Annotated in this window: 16 protein-coding genes; 13 read left to right on the top strand and 3 right to left on the bottom strand. The window is 29.4% G+C overall.

The genetic code is table 11. From position 1 onward, the window contains the following. Positions 1 to 131: 131 nt before the first annotated feature. Both ACKTTQ_RS02065 and ACKTTQ_RS02060 read right to left on the bottom strand, forming a co-directional pair. A complete protein-coding gene (locus ACKTTQ_RS02065; protein ID WP_093868794.1) occupies positions 132 to 494 on the bottom strand; it encodes a PUR family DNA/RNA-binding protein in 363 nt (120 codons plus the stop codon). An 81-nt stretch (positions 495 to 575) separates the two neighbouring features. Then, positions 576 to 2,330 carry an ABC transporter ATP-binding protein gene (locus tag ACKTTQ_RS02060; RefSeq protein ID WP_408048264.1) on the bottom strand — a complete coding sequence of 585 codons (1,755 nt, stop codon included), beginning with the start codon at positions 2,328 to 2,330 and terminating at the stop codon, positions 576 to 578. 163 nt (positions 2,331 to 2,493) lie between these two features. On the opposite strand from ACKTTQ_RS02060, the gene ACKTTQ_RS02055 reads away from it, so the two are divergent. From ACKTTQ_RS02055 to uvrB, 12 genes are all read left to right on the top strand, one after another. Further along, positions 2,494 to 3,594 carry a Glu/Leu/Phe/Val family dehydrogenase gene (locus tag ACKTTQ_RS02055; RefSeq protein ID WP_093868796.1) on the top strand — a complete coding sequence of 367 codons (1,101 nt, stop codon included), beginning with the start codon at positions 2,494 to 2,496 and terminating at the stop codon, positions 3,592 to 3,594. 76 nt (positions 3,595 to 3,670) lie between these two features. Beyond that, positions 3,671 to 4,609 carry a transcription antitermination factor NusB gene (gene nusB / locus ACKTTQ_RS02050; RefSeq protein ID WP_093868797.1) on the top strand — a complete coding sequence of 313 codons (939 nt, stop codon included), beginning with the start codon at positions 3,671 to 3,673 and terminating at the stop codon, positions 4,607 to 4,609. A 35-nt stretch (positions 4,610 to 4,644) separates the two neighbouring features. After that, the gene (locus tag ACKTTQ_RS02045; RefSeq protein WP_093868798.1) at positions 4,645 to 5,106 is read left to right on the top strand and encodes a DUF1573 domain-containing protein; all 462 of its coding nucleotides are present in this window, start codon (positions 4,645 to 4,647) and stop codon (positions 5,104 to 5,106) included. A gap of 8 nt (positions 5,107 to 5,114) precedes the next feature. Further along, positions 5,115 to 5,435, top strand: coding sequence for a preprotein translocase subunit YajC (yajC, locus tag ACKTTQ_RS02040; protein WP_093868799.1), 321 nt, complete (start codon positions 5,115 to 5,117; stop codon positions 5,433 to 5,435). Positions 5,436 to 5,495: 60 nt separating this feature from the next. Then, positions 5,496 to 6,425, top strand: a complete 930-nt coding sequence (locus ACKTTQ_RS02035; RefSeq protein WP_113786689.1) for a YbbR-like domain-containing protein — start codon at positions 5,496 to 5,498, stop codon at positions 6,423 to 6,425. Further along, positions 6,425 to 7,012, top strand: coding sequence for a dephospho-CoA kinase (gene coaE, locus ACKTTQ_RS02030; protein ID WP_408048263.1), 588 nt, complete (start codon positions 6,425 to 6,427; stop codon positions 7,010 to 7,012). The genes ACKTTQ_RS02035 and coaE overlap by 1 nt, the downstream gene beginning before the upstream one ends. Before the next feature lie 112 nt (positions 7,013 to 7,124). Beyond that, a complete protein-coding gene (locus ACKTTQ_RS02025) occupies positions 7,125 to 8,687 on the top strand; it encodes a sensor histidine kinase (RefSeq protein ID WP_093868802.1) in 1,563 nt (520 codons plus the stop codon). Positions 8,688 to 8,701: 14 nt separating this feature from the next. Next, complete coding sequence (locus tag ACKTTQ_RS02020; RefSeq protein WP_093868803.1) at positions 8,702 to 9,400, top strand: response regulator transcription factor; 699 nt, start codon at positions 8,702 to 8,704, stop codon at positions 9,398 to 9,400. A gap of 110 nt (positions 9,401 to 9,510) precedes the next feature. Then, positions 9,511 to 10,407, top strand: coding sequence for an ABC transporter ATP-binding protein (locus ACKTTQ_RS02015; RefSeq protein WP_093868804.1), 897 nt, complete (start codon positions 9,511 to 9,513; stop codon positions 10,405 to 10,407). 16 nt (positions 10,408 to 10,423) lie between these two features. Continuing rightward, positions 10,424 to 11,260, top strand: a complete 837-nt coding sequence (locus ACKTTQ_RS02010) for an ABC transporter permease (RefSeq protein WP_408048262.1) — start codon at positions 10,424 to 10,426, stop codon at positions 11,258 to 11,260. Between the two features lie 49 nt (positions 11,261 to 11,309). Beyond that, positions 11,310 to 15,833 carry a T9SS type B sorting domain-containing protein gene (locus ACKTTQ_RS02005; RefSeq protein ID WP_408048261.1) on the top strand — a complete coding sequence of 1,508 codons (4,524 nt, stop codon included), beginning with the start codon at positions 11,310 to 11,312 and terminating at the stop codon, positions 15,831 to 15,833. Between the two features lie 65 nt (positions 15,834 to 15,898). Continuing rightward, a complete protein-coding gene (gene uvrB, locus ACKTTQ_RS02000) occupies positions 15,899 to 17,887 on the top strand; it encodes an excinuclease ABC subunit UvrB (protein WP_113786685.1) in 1,989 nt (662 codons plus the stop codon). A gap of 124 nt (positions 17,888 to 18,011) precedes the next feature. On the opposite strand, the gene sucC is transcribed toward uvrB, so the two are convergent. Next, positions 18,012 to 19,208 carry an ADP-forming succinate--CoA ligase subunit beta gene (sucC, locus tag ACKTTQ_RS01995; RefSeq protein WP_093868809.1) on the bottom strand — a complete coding sequence of 399 codons (1,197 nt, stop codon included), beginning with the start codon at positions 19,206 to 19,208 and terminating at the stop codon, positions 18,012 to 18,014. Positions 19,209 to 19,450: 242 nt separating this feature from the next. Between sucC and ACKTTQ_RS01990 the strand changes: the two genes are divergently transcribed. After that, the gene (locus ACKTTQ_RS01990; protein WP_408048260.1) at positions 19,451 to 21,934 is read left to right on the top strand and encodes a DUF5916 domain-containing protein; all 2,484 of its coding nucleotides are present in this window, start codon (positions 19,451 to 19,453) and stop codon (positions 21,932 to 21,934) included. The last annotated feature ends 7 nt before the right edge of the window (positions 21,935 to 21,941 follow it).

Raw genomic sequence — 21,941 nt, 5'->3', positions numbered from 1 at the left:
AACCACCAAATTAAACATAAGTTATTGGTGGTTTTATTGTGTAAATTGAATTTGAATTGAAATTTTAAAGTCTAAATACAACACAGAATAAAAGTCTCTGTCAAATCTTTAAACTAAAGTAACCTCAGTACTTATATATCATCAAAAGAAACATCTGTAAAACTATCAGTTGATGCTTCAGCTACAGCTTCAGTTTCTTCCTTTTTGTAATCTTTTTGGTGACGTTCACTAATAACTTCTTCACCTTTTTCTTTTACTATATAATCAGTAGCTTTATCTAACATTTCTCTAAAGTCAGAAAAATCTTCTTTGTATAAGTAAATTTTATGTTTTTGGTAATGAAAAGAACCATCATCATGAGTAAATTTCTTACTTTCTGTAATAGTTAAATAGTAATCATCTGCTTTTGTAGACCTAACATCAAAAAAATAGGTTCTTCTTCCAGCTCTTAAAACCTGTGAAAAAATTTCTTCTTGTTCAACTCTCTCGCTCATAATTCTTGTCTTAAGTAATAGTTGTTTGTTTAAATTTGCTCAACAAATCTAACAAAATATTTTAGGTAACAATACGAAACCTTAGATTTCTTTTTCTAAAAGTTGTTGGTTATACAATTCTTTATAGTAACCATCTTCTTCTATTAACTGATTATGAACACCTTGTTGCACTATTTCTCCTTCATCTAATACAATAATTTTATCAGCATTTTTGGCTGAAGAAACTCTATGACTGATTATGAAAGTTGTCTTATTTTTTGAAACTTTTTCTAAATTTGATAATATTTTCTCCTCTGTTTCTGTGTCTACAGCTGATAAACAATCATCGAAAATTAAAATTTTCGGATTCTTTATAATAGCTCTTGCAATTGACGTTCTTTGCTTTTGACCTCCCGATAAAGTAACACCACGCTCTCCTAAAATAGTTTCATAACCATTTTTAAATTCTGCTATATTATCATGAATTACGGCATTTCTTGCAGCAGCAATTATTTCTTCTTTACTGGCATCTTCTTTTCCGAATTTTATATTATTCTCTATTGTATCAGAAAATAAAAAAGGATCTTGTGGTACAAAGCCTATTTGATTTCTTATGTCGTACAAATTGCTTTCTAGTATATTAACATCATCTATTAACACCTCACCTGTTGAAGTATCATACAATCTAGATATCAAGTTTACTATAGTAGATTTACCACTACCAGTTTTCCCTAAAATAGCTATTGTTTCACCTTGTTCAACAGTAAAACTTATATTTTTTAATGCAGTAATATTAGTATCATCATACGTGAGTGTAACATTATTGAACACAACCTTTCCATTAACCTCAGTATTCGTTTTTACATTATTCTTAATTTCTGGAACTTGCTCTAAAAATTCATTTATTCTTTGCTGAGAAGTTTCGGCCTGTTGAACTATTGAGGTAACCCAACCTACTATTGCGACAGGCCAGGTAAGTATATTTACATATAAAAAAAACTCTGCTATAACTCCTATTTGAACTTCCCCATTTATATATTGCTGTCCACCTACATATAATACAATGATATTACTTATACCAATTAGCAAAATCATTAAAGGGAAAAACAATGCTTGGATTTTATGTAATTCAATATTTTTTTCTTTACTAACATCTGCTAAAGCATCAAAATTAGTAATTACAGCTTTCTCAATTGCATAGGATTTAACTACATTAATTCCTGAAAAAAACTCTTGATTAAACGTTGTTAGTTTAGATAAATACTTTTGTACAATAGCACTTTTTTTATTTATCTGTCTACTTAATACAAAAATTGAAATTGATAAAACTGGAAAAGGTATTAAAGTGTACATTGTTAATGTAGCATCAATTTGTATCATTTGTGTAAAGCCCACTATAAACAATACAATCATATTTATAGAATACATAATAGCTGGACCAAAATACATACGCACTTTAGAAACATCTTCACTTATCCTATTCATTAAATCACCTGTCCTATTTTTTTTATAAAAATTAATTGATAAATGTTGATATTGTTTATATATCTCATTTTTCAAATCAAACTCAATTAATCTAGACATAACGATAATCGTTTGCCTCATTAAAAATGTAAAAAAACCAGCAATTAATGTAACTATAATTATAAAGAATACATTATACAATAATTCTTTCTTTACAACCGCTAAATCTTTAATATCTCCATTTATATAATTCTCTACAACGTTTAATGAATCTCTAATTATTGCAGGTATTCTTAATGCTAGAAGTTTAGATAACACCGTTATAACGATACCAGCTAATAATCTCCATTTGTATTTTATAAAATATTTGTTTAAGTATTTTAATGCTTTCAAAGTTACTTTTAATTTTAAAATAAAAATTCAATCTAAAACCCTGTTAATTGTTAAAGATAATACAATTATGGAGTGTTTTTTTGATTATGTTTTAACGATTTCATACTTTTGCCTTCTAATTTTTTGAGATTAATAAAATAAGCTCAAAACTAAAAAACATTAAATGACATCAGAAATCATTGATTCTAAGGACCTTAAAAACGACCCTGTATTTGGTCAATTATCTTTTGACAACCATGAACAAATCGTTTTTTGCAACGACGAAGATACAGGTTTAAAAGCAATAATTGGTATTCATAATACAACTTTAGGACCTGCTTTAGGAGGTACTAGAATGTGGCAATACAAAAGTGAATGGGAAGCTTTAAATGATGTATTACGTTTATCTCGTGGTATGACTTTTAAATCTGCCATAACAGGATTAAACCTTGGTGGTGGTAAGGCTGTTATAATTGGTGATGCTAAAACACAAAAGAACGATAACTTGATGCGCAAGTTTGGTGAGTTTGTTAATTCTTTAAGTGGAAAATATATCACTGCAGAGGATGTAGGAATGGAAACTCGCGATATGGATATTATTCGTGAAGTTACTCCTCATGTAACTGGTGTATCAGAATCTATAGGTGGATCAGGTAATCCATCTCCTGTAACTGCTTATGGTGTATACATGGGTATGAAAGCTGCTGCTAAATACAAGTTTGGATCTGATAACTTAGCAGGTAAAAAAATATTAGTTCAAGGAGTTGGTCATGTTGGTGAAACTTTGGTTAAGCACATAACTGATGAAGGAGCAAAAGTAATATTAAACGACATTAGTGAAGCTCGCCTAGAAGAGTTAAGTAAAAAATACAATGCTAATGTAGTACTAGGTAATGATATTTATGGTTTAGATGTTGATATTTATGCTCCTTGTGCATTAGGTGCCACTTTAAACGACACAACCATTAATCAATTACAAGCAAAAGTTGTTGCTGGTGCTGCAAATAACCAACTAGCTAATGAAATTAAGCATGGTAAGTTACTACAAGAAAAAGGGATTGCTTATGCCCCTGATTTTTTAATTAATGCTGGAGGTATTATAAATGTTTATGCAGAAGTAGCTGGATACGGTAAAGATGAAAGTAAAAAAAGAACTGAAAATATTTACAATACTACTTTAGAAATCTTTGATTTAGCACAAAAAGAAAACATTACTACTCATAGAGCTGCTTTAAATATTGCTCAAGCAAGAATTAATGCACGTAAAAAAGAACAAAATAGTTAAATAGAAAAAATAAAAGTTTTACTTTTGCAGAGCGTTAGAAATTAATCTATCGCTCTTTTTTTTAAAGTTCTTTAAAATGATAAATAGGAGACATATTCGAGTTAAAGTAATGCAATCTGTTTATGCTATGCAGCAATCAAACAGCGATGATTTAATTAGAGAAGAAAAGTTTTTAAAACATAGCATTCAAAAAATGTTTGACTTGTATGTTTTAAACCTTCAATTACTTATTGAAATACAGAAGTTAGCTCGTAAAAGAATTGAACTTTCAAAAAAGAAAATCTTAGCTACTAAAGAAGATTTAAACCCCAACCAAAAATTTATTAATAATAGACTTATAAACTTGCTTTCAGAAAGCGTTAGTTTAGATAGTTATGTTGAATTAAATAATTTAAATTACTGGGATTTAGATGACAAATATGTTCAAATAATTTTTGATGAGTTACTAGCTAGTGAATTGTATTCAAAATATATGGACACAGTTGAAGATTCATATAATGTTGATCGTAGTTTTGTTATCAGTTTTTTTAGAGAAATAATAGCTCCAAATGAAAAAATAGCAGATTATTTTGAAGATAAAATGATTTCTTGGGTAGATGACATGCCATTTGTTAATACTTGGGTATTAAAAACACTTAATAAACAGAGCCCTAAAAATCCTTTTATACTAGGAAGCCTTTATAAAGATAATGACGACAAGCAATTTGTATCAGATTTATTTAACAAAACAATGCTGAATCATCATAAATATGAAGACCAAATTAAGGAAAAGACTCCTAATTGGGAAACAGATAGAATAGCAGATATTGATATGATATTAATCAAAATGGCTATCACAGAATTTTTACATTTCCCTTCGATACCTAGTAGGGTTACAATTAATGAATTTATAGAGCTAGCTAAAGACTATTCTACAAATAAAAGTGGTTATTTCATTAATGGTGTTTTAGATAAACTAGCGAAAGATTATCTTGCTTCAAATGCAATGGTAAAAATTGGTAGAGGTTTATTATAATAAATTAGTATTTTTACACTAAATAATTTTTAAAAATGAAAAAAACAATATTAACCTTGGCTGTTGCAATCTCTTCATGTTTTTTAATTTCATGTGCAGAGGGAAATGCAAAATCAAAAATTAAAAAAGAAAATATAGCTAGCGCCCTAAAAAGAGATAACGATATTAGTAAGGGAGCTCCAATTGCTAAATTTGACAAAGAAGTTTATGACTTTGGAAAAGTAGCAGAAGGAGACATTGTTGAAACAACTTTTGTTATTACAAATACAGGTAAATCTGATTTAGTTATTACAGACGCTAAAGCTACTTGTGGGTGTACTGTTCCTGTATGGCCAAAAGATCCTATTGCCCCAGGTAAAACTGCTGATATAAAAGTTAGTTTTAATACAAATGGAAAACCAAATAAACAATCAAAATCTGTTACTTTATCTACTAATACAGAAAATGGTAGAGAAGTAATTAAAATATCTGGGATGGTAACTCCTAAAGAAAAATAAAAACAACTATGTTAACACAAACATTTTTTTTACAAGCTAGTGGTGGCGGAATAATGAGCATGCTTCCTTTTATTTTAATGATTGGAGTTTTATATTTTTTTATGATTCGCCCTCAAATGGCACGTCAAAAGAAAGAGAAAAAATTCCAAGTTTCAATTCAAAAAGGAACTAAAGTTGTTACTTCTAGTGGAATTCATGGTAAGATTGTTGAAATTAATGATAATGACAATACGGTGTCCATTGAAACAGGTGCTGGTAAAATAAAATTTGAACGATCAGCTATATCTTTAGAACTTAGTAAAAAGTACAATACGGAAGTAAAAAAATAACAACCAATATCCAAGTGAGCTTTTTAGCTCACTTTTTCTTTATTAACCTATTTTATTATAGTGAAAAAAGCTTTTAACATACCCAAATCATTTATAGGATTTCTAATAGCTTCCTTATTTTTTTGGCTATTAATAAATCTTTCTAAAGAATATACTACTGAAGCTTCTTTTCTTGTTAATTACAAAAATTTAGAATTAAACAAAATAATGCTTAATTCTCCAGAAGAAAATATTATTATCAATATAAAAGGCAGTGGTTTTAAACTAATAACAACTCGCTTCTCTAAAAAGATAATTACACTAGATTTAAAAAAACTTCAAAAAAAATTAGGAGAGAATTATTTTCTTCTAACTAAAAACCACAACGCTGAAATTCAAAAACAATTAAAATCTGGAATCAAACTAATTTCAATCCAAAAAGACTCTATTCAATTTAAAATAAACCAATTGAACTCTAAAAAAGTCCCTATTAAAGCAAACTTGAATATTACTTTCAAAAAAGGATTTGATTTAAATACTCCATTAAAAATAACTCCAGACTCTATTCTTCTTTCTGGAACGAAAAAAAGCTTAGAAACTATTAATGTTATTTACACAGAAAAGAAAGATTTGATTAATATTTCTGAAAGTACCACTAAAAAATTAAATTTAGTTATTCCTGAAAAAATTAGAGTAAAAAACAACAATGCAACTGTAAGTTTTGATGTTGACAAATTCACTGAAGGTGAAATAGAAGTGCCTATTACCATAAAAAATTCACCAGAAAAAGAAAGCATTAATATTTTTCCAAAAACTGTAATTATTACATACAAAGTTGGCTTAAAGAACTTTAACCGAATCAACACTAATTCTTTTGATGTTTCTTGTGATTACAAGCTTACCAAAAAAAATAACTTGACATATTTAGTGCCGCATTTGAATGTAAAAACTAACTTAGTTTCTTCAGTGAGAATGATTCCAAATAAAATAGATTTTTTAATACATAAATAATGGTTATAGGACTTACAGGAGGCATAGGAAGCGGTAAATCAACTGTTGCAAAATTATTTTCTAAATTCAATAATATTGCCATATACAATGCAGATTTAGAAGCTAAGAAACTGATGAATACTTCTTCTGAAATAAAAAACAAACTCATCAAAGAATTTTCTAATGAAGTTTACAAAAGCAATCAATTAAACAGACCTTTTCTGGCTAATATTGTTTTTAATAACAATGAGAGATTAAATTCACTAAACAGTATTGTTCACCCAGTTGTACATAACCACCTGAATAATTTTATAAAAATCAACAATAAGAAAGAATATATTCTTTACGAAAATGCTATCTTATTCGAGAATAAAAGTAATCTATTTTGCGACAAAATAATTACAGTTACGGCTCCTATAAAAACTAGAATTCAACGAGTTATAAAGAGAGATAACAGCACCTATGAAGATGTAGAAAAAAGAATCAACAACCAATGGAAAGATTCAAAAAAAATAATACAATCTCACTACGTAATTCACAACTTATCTTTAAATGAAACTGAAAAGGAAATTTCAAGAATTCATAATTTTTTAACAAACACGAAGTAATTACTTAGCTTTTTTTAGGGTTTTTTCTTAAATTTTTCTTAAATTTAAGAAATGTTTGTTAATCTAAGTTAAAAGGAAATTACACCTCATTTTATTAATTTATTTTTGACTAATGGGTAAAAAAATTTTTATTCTTATTGTTGTTTTAATGAGCATCTCATTAATAGGAATTATATCCGTACAAGTATACTGGATAAAAGACGCTATTAAAAATAAACGACAACAATTTGAAAACGATGTAACAATTTCTCTAGCGAGAACATCTGAACGGATTAAAGAACGAGAAGAAAATGAAGCTTACAATGAGTATAGTAAATTTTTAGAAACTGATAGATACAGAACAGATGCGGAAGTAAAGAATTTCCTATTTAAACAAATAGATACAACGGGTAATAAAAGTTTTATTTTCGGAACTTACGTTGAAGAGAATTACAAAATACCTACTGGGTTTTCTGTAAATGATTCAACTTTTATAAAAAAAATAACTGGGAAACAAGATTTTTTATTTGTTCAATCTATAAACTCTAAAAATGATTTTTCAGCTAATTATAATGAAAAACGTTTTTCTTCATACAAAAGATATGATAATTGGGATAAATTACAATATTCTGAAATGTTTAAACAAAGAAAACGTTTTTATCCCATACACAAAAGAGTTAGTAATAAAGAACTAAATAACACATTAAAAGAAGAGCTAAGTAAACGAAATATAACTCAGAATTTCAAATATGGAGTATATGAAGACGGATTTGCAACCCCTTTAAAATCAGGTTATTTTAACATTCAACCAAATGATAACTTTTACTATCCCCTTTTAGAAGATGAAAACGGAAACAGTAAATATAAATTATATATAAAATTTCCTGATAAAGAAAAAAACATGTTATCAGGCATGATGAAAATTTTATTATTGTCATTATTGTTTATTGGTATAATTATTGCAGCGTTTTCAACTTCGTTATATCAATTGGTAAGACAAAAAAAGATTTCAGAAATAAAGACTGATTTTATAAATAATATGACTCACGAATTTAAAACACCTATTGCTACTATTAATTTAGCTTTAGACGCCATTAAAAACCCAAAAATCATTAATGATGAAAGCAAGGTTAAAAGGTATGTACAAATGATTCGTGACGAAAATAAACGCATGCATGGACAAGTTGAAAATGTGTTACGAATTTCGAGGCTAGAAAAAAATCAGCTAGATATTAGTAAGGATGCTGTTGACATTCACGACATTGTAGACGAAGCTATTGAACATATACAATTATTAGTTAATAGTAAAAATGGTGTTGTAAAAACTCATTATAAAGCTATATCAACTGAAGTTCTAGGAAATCAATTTCATTTAACAAATGTATTGGTTAACATACTTGAAAATGCAGTTAAGTATTCAGAAAATTCACCAAAAATTGATGTTTTTACTGAAAGCACAAATAAAAATTTTATTTTAAAGATAAAAGACGAAGGAATTGGAATGAGTAAAAATGCTCAAAAATATGTTTTCGATAAATTTTATAGAGAGCATAAAGGAAATATTCACAATGTAAAAGGTCATGGTTTAGGGTTAGCTTATGTTAAAGAGATAATTGATAGCCACCAAGGTACCGTTTATGTTGAGAGTGAAAAAAGTAAAGGAAGTACGTTTACAGTAAAATTACCATTAATATAAAATGAAAGGATACAATGGGAAGTAAAAAAATTCTATTAGTAGAAGACGATCCAAATTTTGGAACCGTTCTTAAAGATTATTTAGCCCTTAACGATTACAATGTAACTCACGCTAAGGATGGAATTGACGGATTAATAATGTTTAAAAATGCAGAGTATGATTTGTGTATTTTAGATGTTATGATGCCTAGAAAAGATGGATTTTCTTTAGCAGAAGACATTCGTACAACGAATAAAGAAATTCCTATTATTTTTTTAACAGCAAAAACATTAAAAGAAGATGTTTTAAGAGGTTATCAAGTGGGGGCTGATGATTACTTAAATAAACCTTTTGATTCAGAAGTTTTATTGCATAAAATAAAGGCAATATTACAACGTAAAGAAAATGAAAAGTCAACAGAAAGTGAAGAATTTGAATTTAAGATTGGTAAATTTGACTTTAACTCAAAACTTCGTCATTTAATTTTCAATCAAGGTGAAGCGCAGAAACTATCGCCTAAAGAAAGTAAACTTCTTAGAATGTTAGCTATTCATAAAAATGATTTAATGCCTAGAGAATTAGCATTAACTAAAATATGGAGAGATGATAATTATTTCACATCACGAAGTATGGATGTATATATTGCTAAACTTAGAAAGTATCTAAAAAGTGATGAACATGTTGAAATATTAAATATTCATGGTGAAGGTTTTAGGTTAATAGATAAATCATAACTTTTCACAAAGAAAATAAAAAAAGCTTCCTTATATTAGGAAGCTTTTTTATTTGTAACAAAAAACAATAATAATCGTCATATAATTATAACTAACAAAAACCAAACAATTTGGAAACCATCTTATCTATTAAAGATTTAAACAAAAATTACGGAAAAATACAAGCCGTTAAAAATTTATCTTTTGATATTATAAAAGGTAACATTTATGGTATTTTAGGTCCTAACGGAAGTGGAAAATCAACAACTTTAGGTATTATACTAAATGTAGTAAATAGAACTTCAGGATCATTTAGCTGGTTTAATGGCAACATATCTACACACAAAGCATTAAAAAAAGTTGGAGCTATTATAGAGCGCCCTAATTTTTACCCATATATGACTGCCCGTCAAAATTTACAATTGATTTGCCAAATAAAGGGTGTTTCCTATGATAAAATAAATGACACCTTAGAAACTGTAAATTTATTTGAGAGAAAAGATGATAAATTTAGGACATATTCATTAGGTATGAAGCAACGTTTAGCTATAGCATCAGCCTTATTAAATGATCCTGAAATATTAATTTTAGATGAACCTACTAACGGGCTAGACCCTCAAGGAATTCATGAAATTCGCCAAATAATAAAAAAAATAGCCGAAAACGGAACCACCATATTACTAGCATCTCACCTACTTGATGAAGTAGAAAAAGTATGCACACACGTTATTGTTTTGCAGAAAGGAGAAAAATTATATAGCGGAAGAGTTGAAACAATGGTTGCCTCTAATGGTATTATAGAAATAAAAACAGAAGAAAATATTGAAAACACTATAAATGTTCTTAAAAACTACCATGAAACTGCAAGTGTTAATGTAGATGGAGATTTGATTATTGTTCAACTAGAGAATGATATTTCTTCAGCGACTCTTAATAAATATTTATTTGAGAATAACATAACTATATCTCACCTTGTAAAACGCAAGCCTAGCTTAGAACAACAGTTTCTAGATTTAACCAACAACTAAAACAAACCATCTACATATGTTTCGTCTTTTAAACATTGAATTTCATAAATTAAAACATAACAAAGCCAGTAGAGTATTATCTATTATTTATTTTGGCTTACTAACCTCTATTGCTCTAATAGCTGCTATAAAATTTAATATCGGTACTTTCAAGCTTCATTTAGCTGAGCAAGGAATTTTTAACTTCCCATATATCTGGCACTTTAATACTTTTACTGCTTCAATATTCAAATTTTTTCTATTACTCGTTATCGTTTCAATGATGGCTAATGAATATAGCTATAAAACGCTAAAACAAAATCTTATAGATGGTTTAAGCAAAAAAGAATTTATTCTTTCAAAATTCTATGCTGTTGTAACTTTTGCCTTTATTTCTACTATTTTTGTTTTTATTGTTTCTATTGTTTTAGGATTAATTTATTCTGATTTCAATGAACTTTCTATCATTTTTTCAGATTTAGAATACTTGGTTGCTTTCTTTGTTAAATTGGTTGGTTTTTTCTCTTTTGGATTATTCTTAGGTATTTTGATAAAAAGATCCGCTTTTGCAGTCGGAGCTATGATTGTTTGGTATTTAACAGAATGGTTAATTTATGGTATTTTAGGTTGGAAAGTTGTTTCTAACTGGAATACAGCTCAAAGTATTAAGAATTTCTTACCGCTAGAGTCTATGCAAAATCTTATAATTGAACCAGGTTCAAGATTAGGTGCTGTAAAATCTATCGCAAGTCAAATAGGGCAAAACTTCACAAAAGATTACTCTGTTAGCTTCACAAATATTTTAATTGTACTGGCATGGAGTGGTATTTTTATCTATGCTTCGTTCATTTTGTTAAAAAAACGCGATTTATAGAGGGTTTTAAGTAAGTTAGTTGTTATATATTAGCAAGAAATTATTTAGAATGAAAAAACTACTTATCCTATTTACATTTTTAACTACTTTTTTAACATATTCACAAAAAGAAGCAAATATTTGGTATTTTGGTGAAAATGCCGGATTAGATTTTAATACTACACCACCTACTGCTGTTACCGATGGGGCTTTAAGTACATTAGAAGGATGTTCTTCTTTTGCTGATGCAAGCGGAAAATTATTATTTTATTCTGACGGGATAACCGTGTGGGATAAAAATCATGCTATTATGAAATATAGTACGGGTAACCTTGCTAATGATTTAAAAGGTAACCCATCTAGTAGTCAATCAGGCATGATTATACCAAAACCTAATTCAACAAATATTTATTATTTATTTACTGTTGATGATGGCCCTGTTATTGATTTCACAACTGGTTCTGTTATAGATCCTGGAAAAGGTTTTAATGTATATACTATTGATATGTCATTAAACTCTGGAAATGGTGAAGTAACTGGTCCTGGAAGGGATCTTTCTGTTGGAAAGTTTAATGATTTTACAGAGAAAGTTGCTGCAGTAAGAGGAAGTGAATGTAATACATTTTGGATTGTTTCAACAACCGACAATCAATTTTACGCTTATAAAATTGATGAAAATGGTATTGGAGCAGTACCTGTTATATCTACTATCAGTAACAACTTAACAAGAAGGGGTTACCTTAAATTATCTCCTGACGGAACTAAATTAGCTATTGCTAATCAAGGAAATAGAGAATCATTATTATATTCTTTCAACAACACTACTGGACAAGTGTCTGATGACGGGATCATTTTAACAACAAATACTGATGGTGAGTCATATGGTGTTGAGTTTTCAAGAAGTTCTAAAAAACTATACGTATCTACAACAAGTGCTTTTACTGATAATTTATCAACTCCAAGTACTTATACTCTATTTCAATTTGATTTAACTCAAACAAACATACCAGGTTCTAAGCAAAGAATACATCAACAGAATGGTTTTAGAGGTGCTCTTCAATTAGCCGGTAATGGTAAAATATATGCCACAATACCGCAAACCTATAGTAATCCACTAGGTTTTGCTACCCATTTAGATGTTATAGAGAATCCTGATGCAGTAGCAGCTGATGTAACTTTTACTAAAGATGCTGTAGATTTAAAAGGGAAGAAATCTACCCAAGGTTTACCCCCTTTTATTTCATCATTACTTTTACCAATAGAAATTAAAGACCAAATTACTGGTAACCCTGTAAATGATAAAACACTACAGTTTTGTATTGGTGATACTAAAACCATAGCTCCTGATCCTGTTACAGGAACTGGTATAACATATGCTTGGACCTTTAATAATGGTACAACTACTACAAATGTATCAAGTACTATTTCTTTAAACTTAACTAATATCGCCCTTACTGATGCTGGTGAATATAAACTTATTGTTACATTAATTGATAAATGTGGAAATAAAGTTGAGCAAGAAGGTATTTTTAAAGTAGAAGTTTATGAAGCTACATCTGCAACTAAACCTAGTGATATTAATTTTTGTGATGTAGATAAAGATGGTTTAAATTCTTTTGATTTACAAAAAGACGTAACACCTCAAGTTCTTAATGGTCAAAGCGCAACTACTTTTGAAGTAGCTTATTTTTTATCTCAAGCTGATGCTGATAATAATGCTAATGCACTTACTAACCCTTATACAAATCCTACTCCATTTAGTAGCCAAACTATATATGCTAGAATGCATAACAAATCGGCGCCAAATGCATGTTATGATGTAAAAACTTTTGCTCTTAATGTAACAGGTAAACCAACACCACAGACACCCGTAAACTACCAAGCTTGTGATGATACTGTTAGTGGTGGTGACATTGATGGCTTTTATAATAATTTTATTTTAAACACAAAGGACACTGAGGTATTAGGTAGTTTAAATCCTTTAACTTATTCTGTTTCTTACCATAAAACACTAATTGGAGCTCAAACTGATAACACAACAGATGTTATTAATAAAAATACTCCTTACAGAAATGAAACAATAAATAATCAAACTATTTATGTAAGAGTTGAAAACAACAGTAATAGTTTATGTAATGATTCTTCAGTTACCTTTAATCTTGTTGTTAATGCGTTACCTACAATTAATAATGTTGTTGAATTAAAACAATGTGATAATGATACTGATGCTTTTGCTGATTTTAATTTAGAAGAAGTTCGAAGTGATATATCAAGTAATTTCAATAATGAAGTTTTTGTTTTTTATGAATCACTAAATGATGCTCAAAACAACAACAATCCTATAACCACACCTACTGTTTATAGAAACAAAACAGTTACTTCTGATAAAGTTTGGGCAACAATAACAAATACTAATGGTTGTAGAAGAATTTCTGAAGTAAACTTAACTGTATCTACAACTGGGATTCCTTCAACATTTCAAAGAGCTTTCAATACTTGTGATGATTTCTTAGATATTAATGGAAATAACAATATTAATAATAATGATACTGATGGTGTTTCTTCTTTTAATTTCAGTTCTGTAGATACTGAAATAAGAAATTTATTTACCGCTACTGGTCAAAAAATTAATGTTACTTATTATAGAAATGAAGCAGATGCTGCCGCAGAAAAAAATGCAATCCCAGATATTTCTAATTATAGAAATATAGGCTATGCTAATACTCAAAACATATATGTCCGTGTAGATAGTGATCTAGATAATGATTGTTTAGGCTTTGGACATCATATAACATTAAATGTAAACCCTACTCCTACTGCCAATATTGTTAGTGACATAGAACTATGTGACGATTTTGTAAGTGGTGCTTTTGATGATGGTGTAAATATTAATATAAACCTTAGAAATAAAGTTAGCGCAATATTAGGAACACAATCTCCATTAAATTATACAGTTACTTTTCATACAACTGCAGCAGATGCTAATTCTGGAGCGAATCCTATCTTAAATGATACTAGTTACACTAATACTACTAGAGATAAACAAACTATTTATGTTAGAGTTCGAAACAATGCGGCTAACTGTTTTAATGATCATACTAAGTTTGATATTATAATACACCCTTTACCTACAATTTCTAATGCTATACCTAATTTAGAAGTTTGTGATGTACCAACTGCTAGTGATAGTGATTCAAGAAATAGAATAGCGCAAAATATCACTTTAGGAGATAGAGATGTAGACGTTTTAAATGGAAGAGTTGCTAGTCAATATGATGTTAGCTATCATAAAACAAGACAAGATGCAATAGATGGTGTTAGACCTTTATCTAAAACTAATTATGCAAATGATCCAGCAACTACTAGCTTTCCAGCTAACCTTGCAAGTGATGATCCTGCTACAGAAATAGTTTTTATTAGTATTCTAAACAAAACTACTGGGTGTAGATACGGAATAGCAACTCTTCAATTAGTTATTCATCCTGAACCTAATATTCCTGTTAGTATTAATAATTATGTGGATTGTGATAATAATTCAGATGTATCTAATGATGATACTAATGGAATTAATGGAGATATTACATTAAAAAATAAAACTTCAGAAATTTTAAATAATTATCCTGTTGCTGACCATAATAAATTCTCGATAACTTTCCATGAAAGTTTAGCTGACGCTCAATCAGGAAGCAACTCTTTAAATGAAAATAAATATCAAAACACCTCGAACAATCAAACTATTTATGTTCGTGTAGTTAATAATCAAACTAAATGTGTCCATGACGATTTAACGTTTAATATAATTATTAACCCTTTACCTTTCTTCACTGTTGATTCACCTGTAATTGTTTGTTTAAATGCTCCACAAACTCGTTTAGAACCAATAAACCCAGTTGCTACCTATGATTATGAATGGGTAGTAAAAGGAAGCAGTACTGTTTTAAGTAGTGTAGCCTTTTTAGATGTTACAAAAGGAGGTACTTATGTTGTTACTGCAACTATGAAAGATGGTACTGGATGTAAAAGAAGTAGAGAAATTATTGTAAATGAATCAATCAATCCAACCTTAAAAGAAGAGGATATAGTAATAGTTGATGACACCAATAATAATGGTTTAGATACCTACTCTATTAAAATAATTACTGAAAATAATAATCTAGGTATAGGTGATTATCAATTTGCCTTAGTAAATGAAAAAGGAGATCAAACTGCTTTTCAAGATGAAGCTATTTTTAAGAATATTACTGGAGGTATATATACAGTTCTTGTTAATGATAAAAATGGATGTGTTCCTGATGCTACATTAGACGTTTCTGTTATTCAATACCCAAAATTCTTAACTCCAAATAATGATGGGTATAATGACACTTGGAAAATTAAAGGAGCTAATTCTAGTTTCTATCCATCTAGTAACATTTATGTTTTTGATAGATATGGTAAATCTGTAGCTATTATCCCCATAGATGGAGAAGGATGGGATGGAACATACAATGGTAAAGTTCTTCCTTCAAATGATTACTGGTTTAAAATACAACTCGTTGATAGAAAAGGAAAAACACACTTACATAACGGGCATTTTTCTTTACTAAGAAAATAATAATTTTACTTTTTCTAATACAAAATACGGATAGTTTTAAAAAAAACAATCCGTATTTTTGCTGTATGAACTTTGATTTAAAATCTGAATTTAAGCCTACTGGCGATCAACCTCAAGCAATTAAGCAGTTAGTAAACGGAATTATTACTAATGAAAAATACCAAACCTTATTAGGTGTTACTGGTTCCGGTAAAACATTTTCTATAGCCAATGTTGTTGCTGAAGTAAATAGACCAACTCTTGTTTTAGCACATAATAAAACATTGGCTGCTCAGTTATATTCAGAGTTTAAGCAATTTTTCCCTAACAACGCTGTAGAATATTTTGTTTCTTATTACGATTATTATCAACCTGAAGCTTACATTCCTGTAACTGGAACTTATATAGAAAAAGACCTCTCTATTAATGATGAAATTGAACGTTTAAGAATAAGTACTTCTTCTTCACTTCTTTCAGGTCGTAGAGATGTTCTTGTTGTTGCATCAGTTTCTTGTTTATATGGTATTGGTAATCCTAATGAGTTTAAGAAAAATGTTATTCCTATTAAAGTAGATCAGCAAATTTCTAGAACAAAATTCTTACATCAATTAGTCACCAGTTTATACGCTCGTACCGAAATAGAAATAAAAAGTGGAACTTTTAAAGTTAAAGGAGATGTTGTTACAATTTATCCTTCTTATGGTGATAGTGGATACCGTGTACACTTTTTTGGAGATGAAATAGAAGAAATAGAAACCTTCGATATAGAAAGCAATCAAGTAATTGATAAATTAGAAGAACTAACTATTTACCCAGCTAATTTATTTGTTACCTCTCCTGATGTTTTACAAAATGCCATTCATAAAATACAAGATGATATGGTAAAACAAGTAGATTATTTCAAAGAAATAGGAAAACATTTAGAAGCTAAACGGTTAAAAGAGAGAACAGAATTTGATTTAGAGATGATTCGTGAATTAGGGTACTGTTCTGGTATTGAAAACTATTCTCGTTACTTAGATGGTAGAGATCCAGGAACTCGCCCATTCTGTTTATTAGATTATTTCCCTGAAGATTATTTGATGGTTATTGACGAAAGTCACGTTACGATTCCACAAACTCATGCAATGTATGGTGGAGATAGAAGTAGAAAAGAAAACTTAGTTGAATATGGTTTTCGATTACCTGCAGCTATGGACAATCGACCATTAAAATTTGACGAATTAGAAGCTTTACAAAATCAAGTAATTTATGTTTCTGCTACACCAGCTGACTATGAATTACAGAAAACAGAAGGGATTTTTGTTGAACAAGTAATTAGACCCACTGGATTATTAGATCCAGAAATAGAGATACGCCCTAGTTTAAATCAAATAGATGATTTAATTGAGGAAATTCAAATACGAGTTGAGAAAGATGAACGTACACTAGTTACTACATTAACAAAACGTATGGCTGAAGAATTAGCTAAATATTTAACCCGAATCCAAGTTAGATGTAGATACATACATTCAGATGTTGACACTTTGGAACGTGTTCAAATAATGCAAGATTTACGAAAAGGAATTTTTGATGTTTTAATTGGAGTTAACTTACTACGTGAAGGTTTAGATTTACCAGAAGTTTCTCTTGTTGCCATTTTAGATGCTGACAAAGAAGGTTTTTTAAGAAGTCACCGTTCAATAACTCAAACCGTTGGAAGAGCTGCTCGAAATGTTAATGGAAAAGCTATTATGTATGCTGATAAAGTAACAAATAGTATGCAATTAACAATTGATGAAACTGCTAGAAGGAGAGAGAAACAAGTTAATTACAATACTAAAAACGGAATAACACCAACTCAAATTAATAAAAAACTAGACAATACTCTTTCTAAAGATACAATTACAACTTATCAGTATGATAATGCCATTCAAAAAGCTGCTGAACAAGACTTAGAGTATTTACCTAAACAAGAAATAGAAAAACGTATTCGTGAAAAACGAAAACAAATGGAAGAGGCTGCTAAAAATTTAGATTTTTTAGTTGCTGCTCAATTACGTGATGAAATTACTGTTTTAAAAGAAAATTTATAGTTTTATAAAAAGTTATAACAAAAAAAGTGGTTAAAAACTATTAATAGATTAATCAAACAAAAAACGTTTCACAATTAATTGTGAAACGTTTTTTTTATATTTAACTAAAAATTAATCTGGTTGATTAAGCGTTTAAAACATCACCAACTTTATCAGCTGCTTCTTGGAACTCAGTTGCTGAGATAATTTCCATTCCACTATTATCAATTAATTCTTTTGCTTCTTTAGCATTTGTTCCTTGTAAACGACAAATAATTGGAACATTAATTTTGTCTCCCATACTTTGGTACGCATCTACAACCCCTTGAGCAACACGATCACAACGAACGATTCCTCCAAAAATGTTTACTAAAATAGCTTTTACATTAGGATCTTTTAAAATAATACCAAAAGCAGTTTCAACACGTTGTGCATCAGCTGTACCTCCAACATCTAAAAAGTTTGCTGGCTCTCCACCTGCTTGCTTAATTAAATCCATAGTACCCATTGCTAATCCAGCTCCGTTAACCATACATCCAACGTTACCGTCTAAATCTACATAGTTTAAACCTGCAGCTTTAGCTTCAACTTCAATTGGATTTTCTTCACGTAAATCACGCATTGCTGCATAATCTTTATGACGATATAATGCGTTTTCGTCTAAGGTAACCTTAGCATCAACTGCCATAATTTTATCATCAGAAGTTTTTAACACTGGGTTAATTTCAAACATTGAAGAATCTGATTTAATGTAAGCAGTATATAATGCTGTTACAAACTTCACCATTTCTTTTAAAGCTCCTCCTGATAATCCTAAGTTAAAGGCTACTTTACGAGCTTGAAAAGGCATCAATCCTAATGCTGGATCAATTTCTTCTGTAAAAATTAAGTGCGGAGTTTCCTCTGCTACAGTTTCTATATCCATACCACCTTCGGTAGAATACATGATCATATTTCTACCAGTCGCACGGTTTAATAAAACCGACATGTAGAATTCATTTGGTTCGCTATCACCAGGATAATATACATCCTCAGCAATTAAAACTTGATTTACCAATTTTCCTTCTGCTGAAGTTTGAGGAGTGATTAACATCATTCCTAAGATATCGTCAGAAATACTTTTTACCTCATCTAAGTTCTTAGCCAACTTAACTCCACCTCCTTTTCCACGACCACCTGCGTGTACTTGTGCTTTTATTACATGCCAACCAGTTCCTGTTTCCTCAGTTAGTTTTTTTGCTGCTTCAACAGCTTCTTCTGGTGTATTTGCTACAATTCCGCGTTGTATACGAACGCCAAAACTGTTTAAAATTTCTTTACCTTGATATTCGTGTAAGTTCATTAGATAAGAATGTTTTTAAAGTCGAACAAAAATACAAATTCAATTTATAATATATTACAATTTATTTTTTATTTTAATCTAATTATTAAAGACACCTATATTGGGTTTCACTTTCACATTTTTTTAACAGTATATCTGTAACGATCATTTTTTTAACAGGTCTTTACAGTAATTAACAGGAATTTATGATTTCTGAGCCTTAAACATAAATAATTTAGCAAAATATTACATACGTTAAACATATGCATAGAATAGCCTTACTCTCATTAGTGTTTTTGATTATTCCCCATAAATCAAGTTCACAAAGTTTAAATAGTAACCGGAAGAAACTTGAAGCCGTAAGAACAACAACTCCTCCAAAAATTGATGGAGTTATTGATGATGAAGCTTGGAAAAGTGCAGAAATCGCTAAAGATTTTGTGATGATGCGCCCAAATAATGGAGAAGCAGAGAAAGATACACACAAAACAGAAGTACGACTATTATATGATAATGAAGCTATCTATATAAGTGCTGTAATGTTTACTCCAGATCCTACAAAAATTCCTGCTGAATTTACCAACAGAGATAACTTTGGGAATTCAGATTTTTTTATGGCTATGATTAACCCTAATGATGATGGTCAAAATTCTTCTATGTTTATTGTAACTGCTTCTGGTGTTCAAATAGACTCGAAAGTATCAAATGGAAATAATGAAGACTATAATTGGAGTGCTGTTTGGAGTAGTGAAATTAAAATTAATGATACAAACTGGACGGTAGAAATGAAAATACCATACAGAGCATTACGTTTCTCTAATGAAAATGTTCAATCTTGGGGAATGAACTTCCATAGAGAAACGAGAAATTTAAATGCACGGTACACTTGGAATCATATAGATAATACTATTGGTAAATGGACGCAATATGATGGATTAGTAGAGAATTTTAAGAATATTAAACCTCCTACTCGATTAAGTTTTTACCCATATGCTTCAGGAACTGTTACTTCAACTAAAAATGAAACAAATGCTGATTGGAGTGTTGGAATGGATATTAAATATGGTATTACCGAAAACTTTACTCTTGATGCTACTTTAATTCCTGATTTTGGCCAAACTGCCTTTGATAATGTATCATTGAACCTTGGTCCTTTTGAGCAACAATTTTCAGAACAACGTCAATTTTTCACAGAAGGGACTGAGTTATTTACAAAAGGACGTTTATTCTATTCTAGAAGAATTGGATCTAGACCAATTGATCAATTTAATGTTAGTAGTCAATTAAAAAGTAATGAAGAAATAACTGATAAGCCAAACAAAGTTGATATGCTTAATGCTATTAAGATTTCTGGTAGAACTAAAAATGGCTTAGGTATTGGTTTTTTTAATGCTATTACAGATAAAACAGAAGCTACTATTTTAAATAAGGATACTCAAGAAACAAGAAAAGTAGTTACAAATCCTTTTTCAAACTATAACATTCTAGTTTTAGATCAACAATTTAATCAAAACTCTGCAATTACACTTATAAACACTAACGTAACACGTGATGGTAGATTTAGAGATGCGAATGTAACTGGTTTATTATGGCATGTAGAAGATAAGAAAAGTAGGTATAACATTGATGGTTCTTTTAAAATGAGTGCTATTTCTGATGATATAAATAGCCCAAACAATGGATATGCTTTTGATACAAGTATAGGAAAACAATCAGGAAATTGGATTGGTGAAATAGGTTATCAATTTGAAAACAAAGATTACAACCCTAATGATATGGGTATTTTATTTAGCAACAATGAACAAGGTATATACGGCTTTGCTAGATATAGAATTTTACAACCTAAAGGAATGTTTAATAGCTATAACATTAGTATGTATTATAATGTTAACTTTTTACATACGCCAGGAACCTATACTGGCTCAAGTGTTAGGTTATCTTTTGGGTCGCAAACAAGAAAACGTTTTGGATTTGGTGGTAATATAAATTATAATACTGTAGGAAAAAATTTCTTTGAACCAAGAGAAGGCTCAACTAGTGGTATTTATTTTAAAACTCCTATGCGCTTAAACCTTAATCACTGGGGATCTACTGATTACAGGAAAAAATTTGCTGTAGATTACAGTTGGTATTACACTTTCTTTAAAGACAATCCTAAAGAAAGTTATGGTTTCCGTTTTTCTCCTAGATATCGTTTTAGCAATCAATTTTCATTAATCTATGGTATACGTTATAACAAAACAAACAGAGAACAAGGTTATGTTACAAAAATTGATACTGATAATGTTTCTAGTGATCCTGCATTAGCTCCACTTTTAGATGAAATTATTTTTGGAGAACGTGATTGGACTACTTATGACAACTCTTTAACTGGAAAATATAGTTTTAGTACAAAATCAGCTTTATCACTTACTTTCAGACACAACTGGAGTAAGGTTCCTTATCATGATCAATATTATAGTTTAAATAAAAATGATGGAACATTAATTACTAATAATTACAAAAGCAATAACGATAAAAACTTTAATAGCTGGAATCTAGATTTAAATTATGTTTGGCAATTTGCTCCAGGTAGTCAATTAATAGCTTTTTATAGAAATTCAATTAATCCTGATAATGATTTTGCACCTGCTGATATTGATTTTTCTGACAACATAAACCGCCTTTTTAAAGAAGATATGCAACATACATTTTCATTACGATTGGTATACTTTATAGATTATAACAATTTGAAAAATATTTTATAACAGTATT

The sequence above is a fragment of the Tenacibaculum halocynthiae genome, assembly GCF_964512825.1.
Lineage (GTDB): Bacteria > Bacteroidota > Bacteroidia > Flavobacteriales > Flavobacteriaceae > Polaribacter > Polaribacter halocynthiae.
This window is presented reverse-complemented; position numbering and strand designations above follow the sequence as displayed.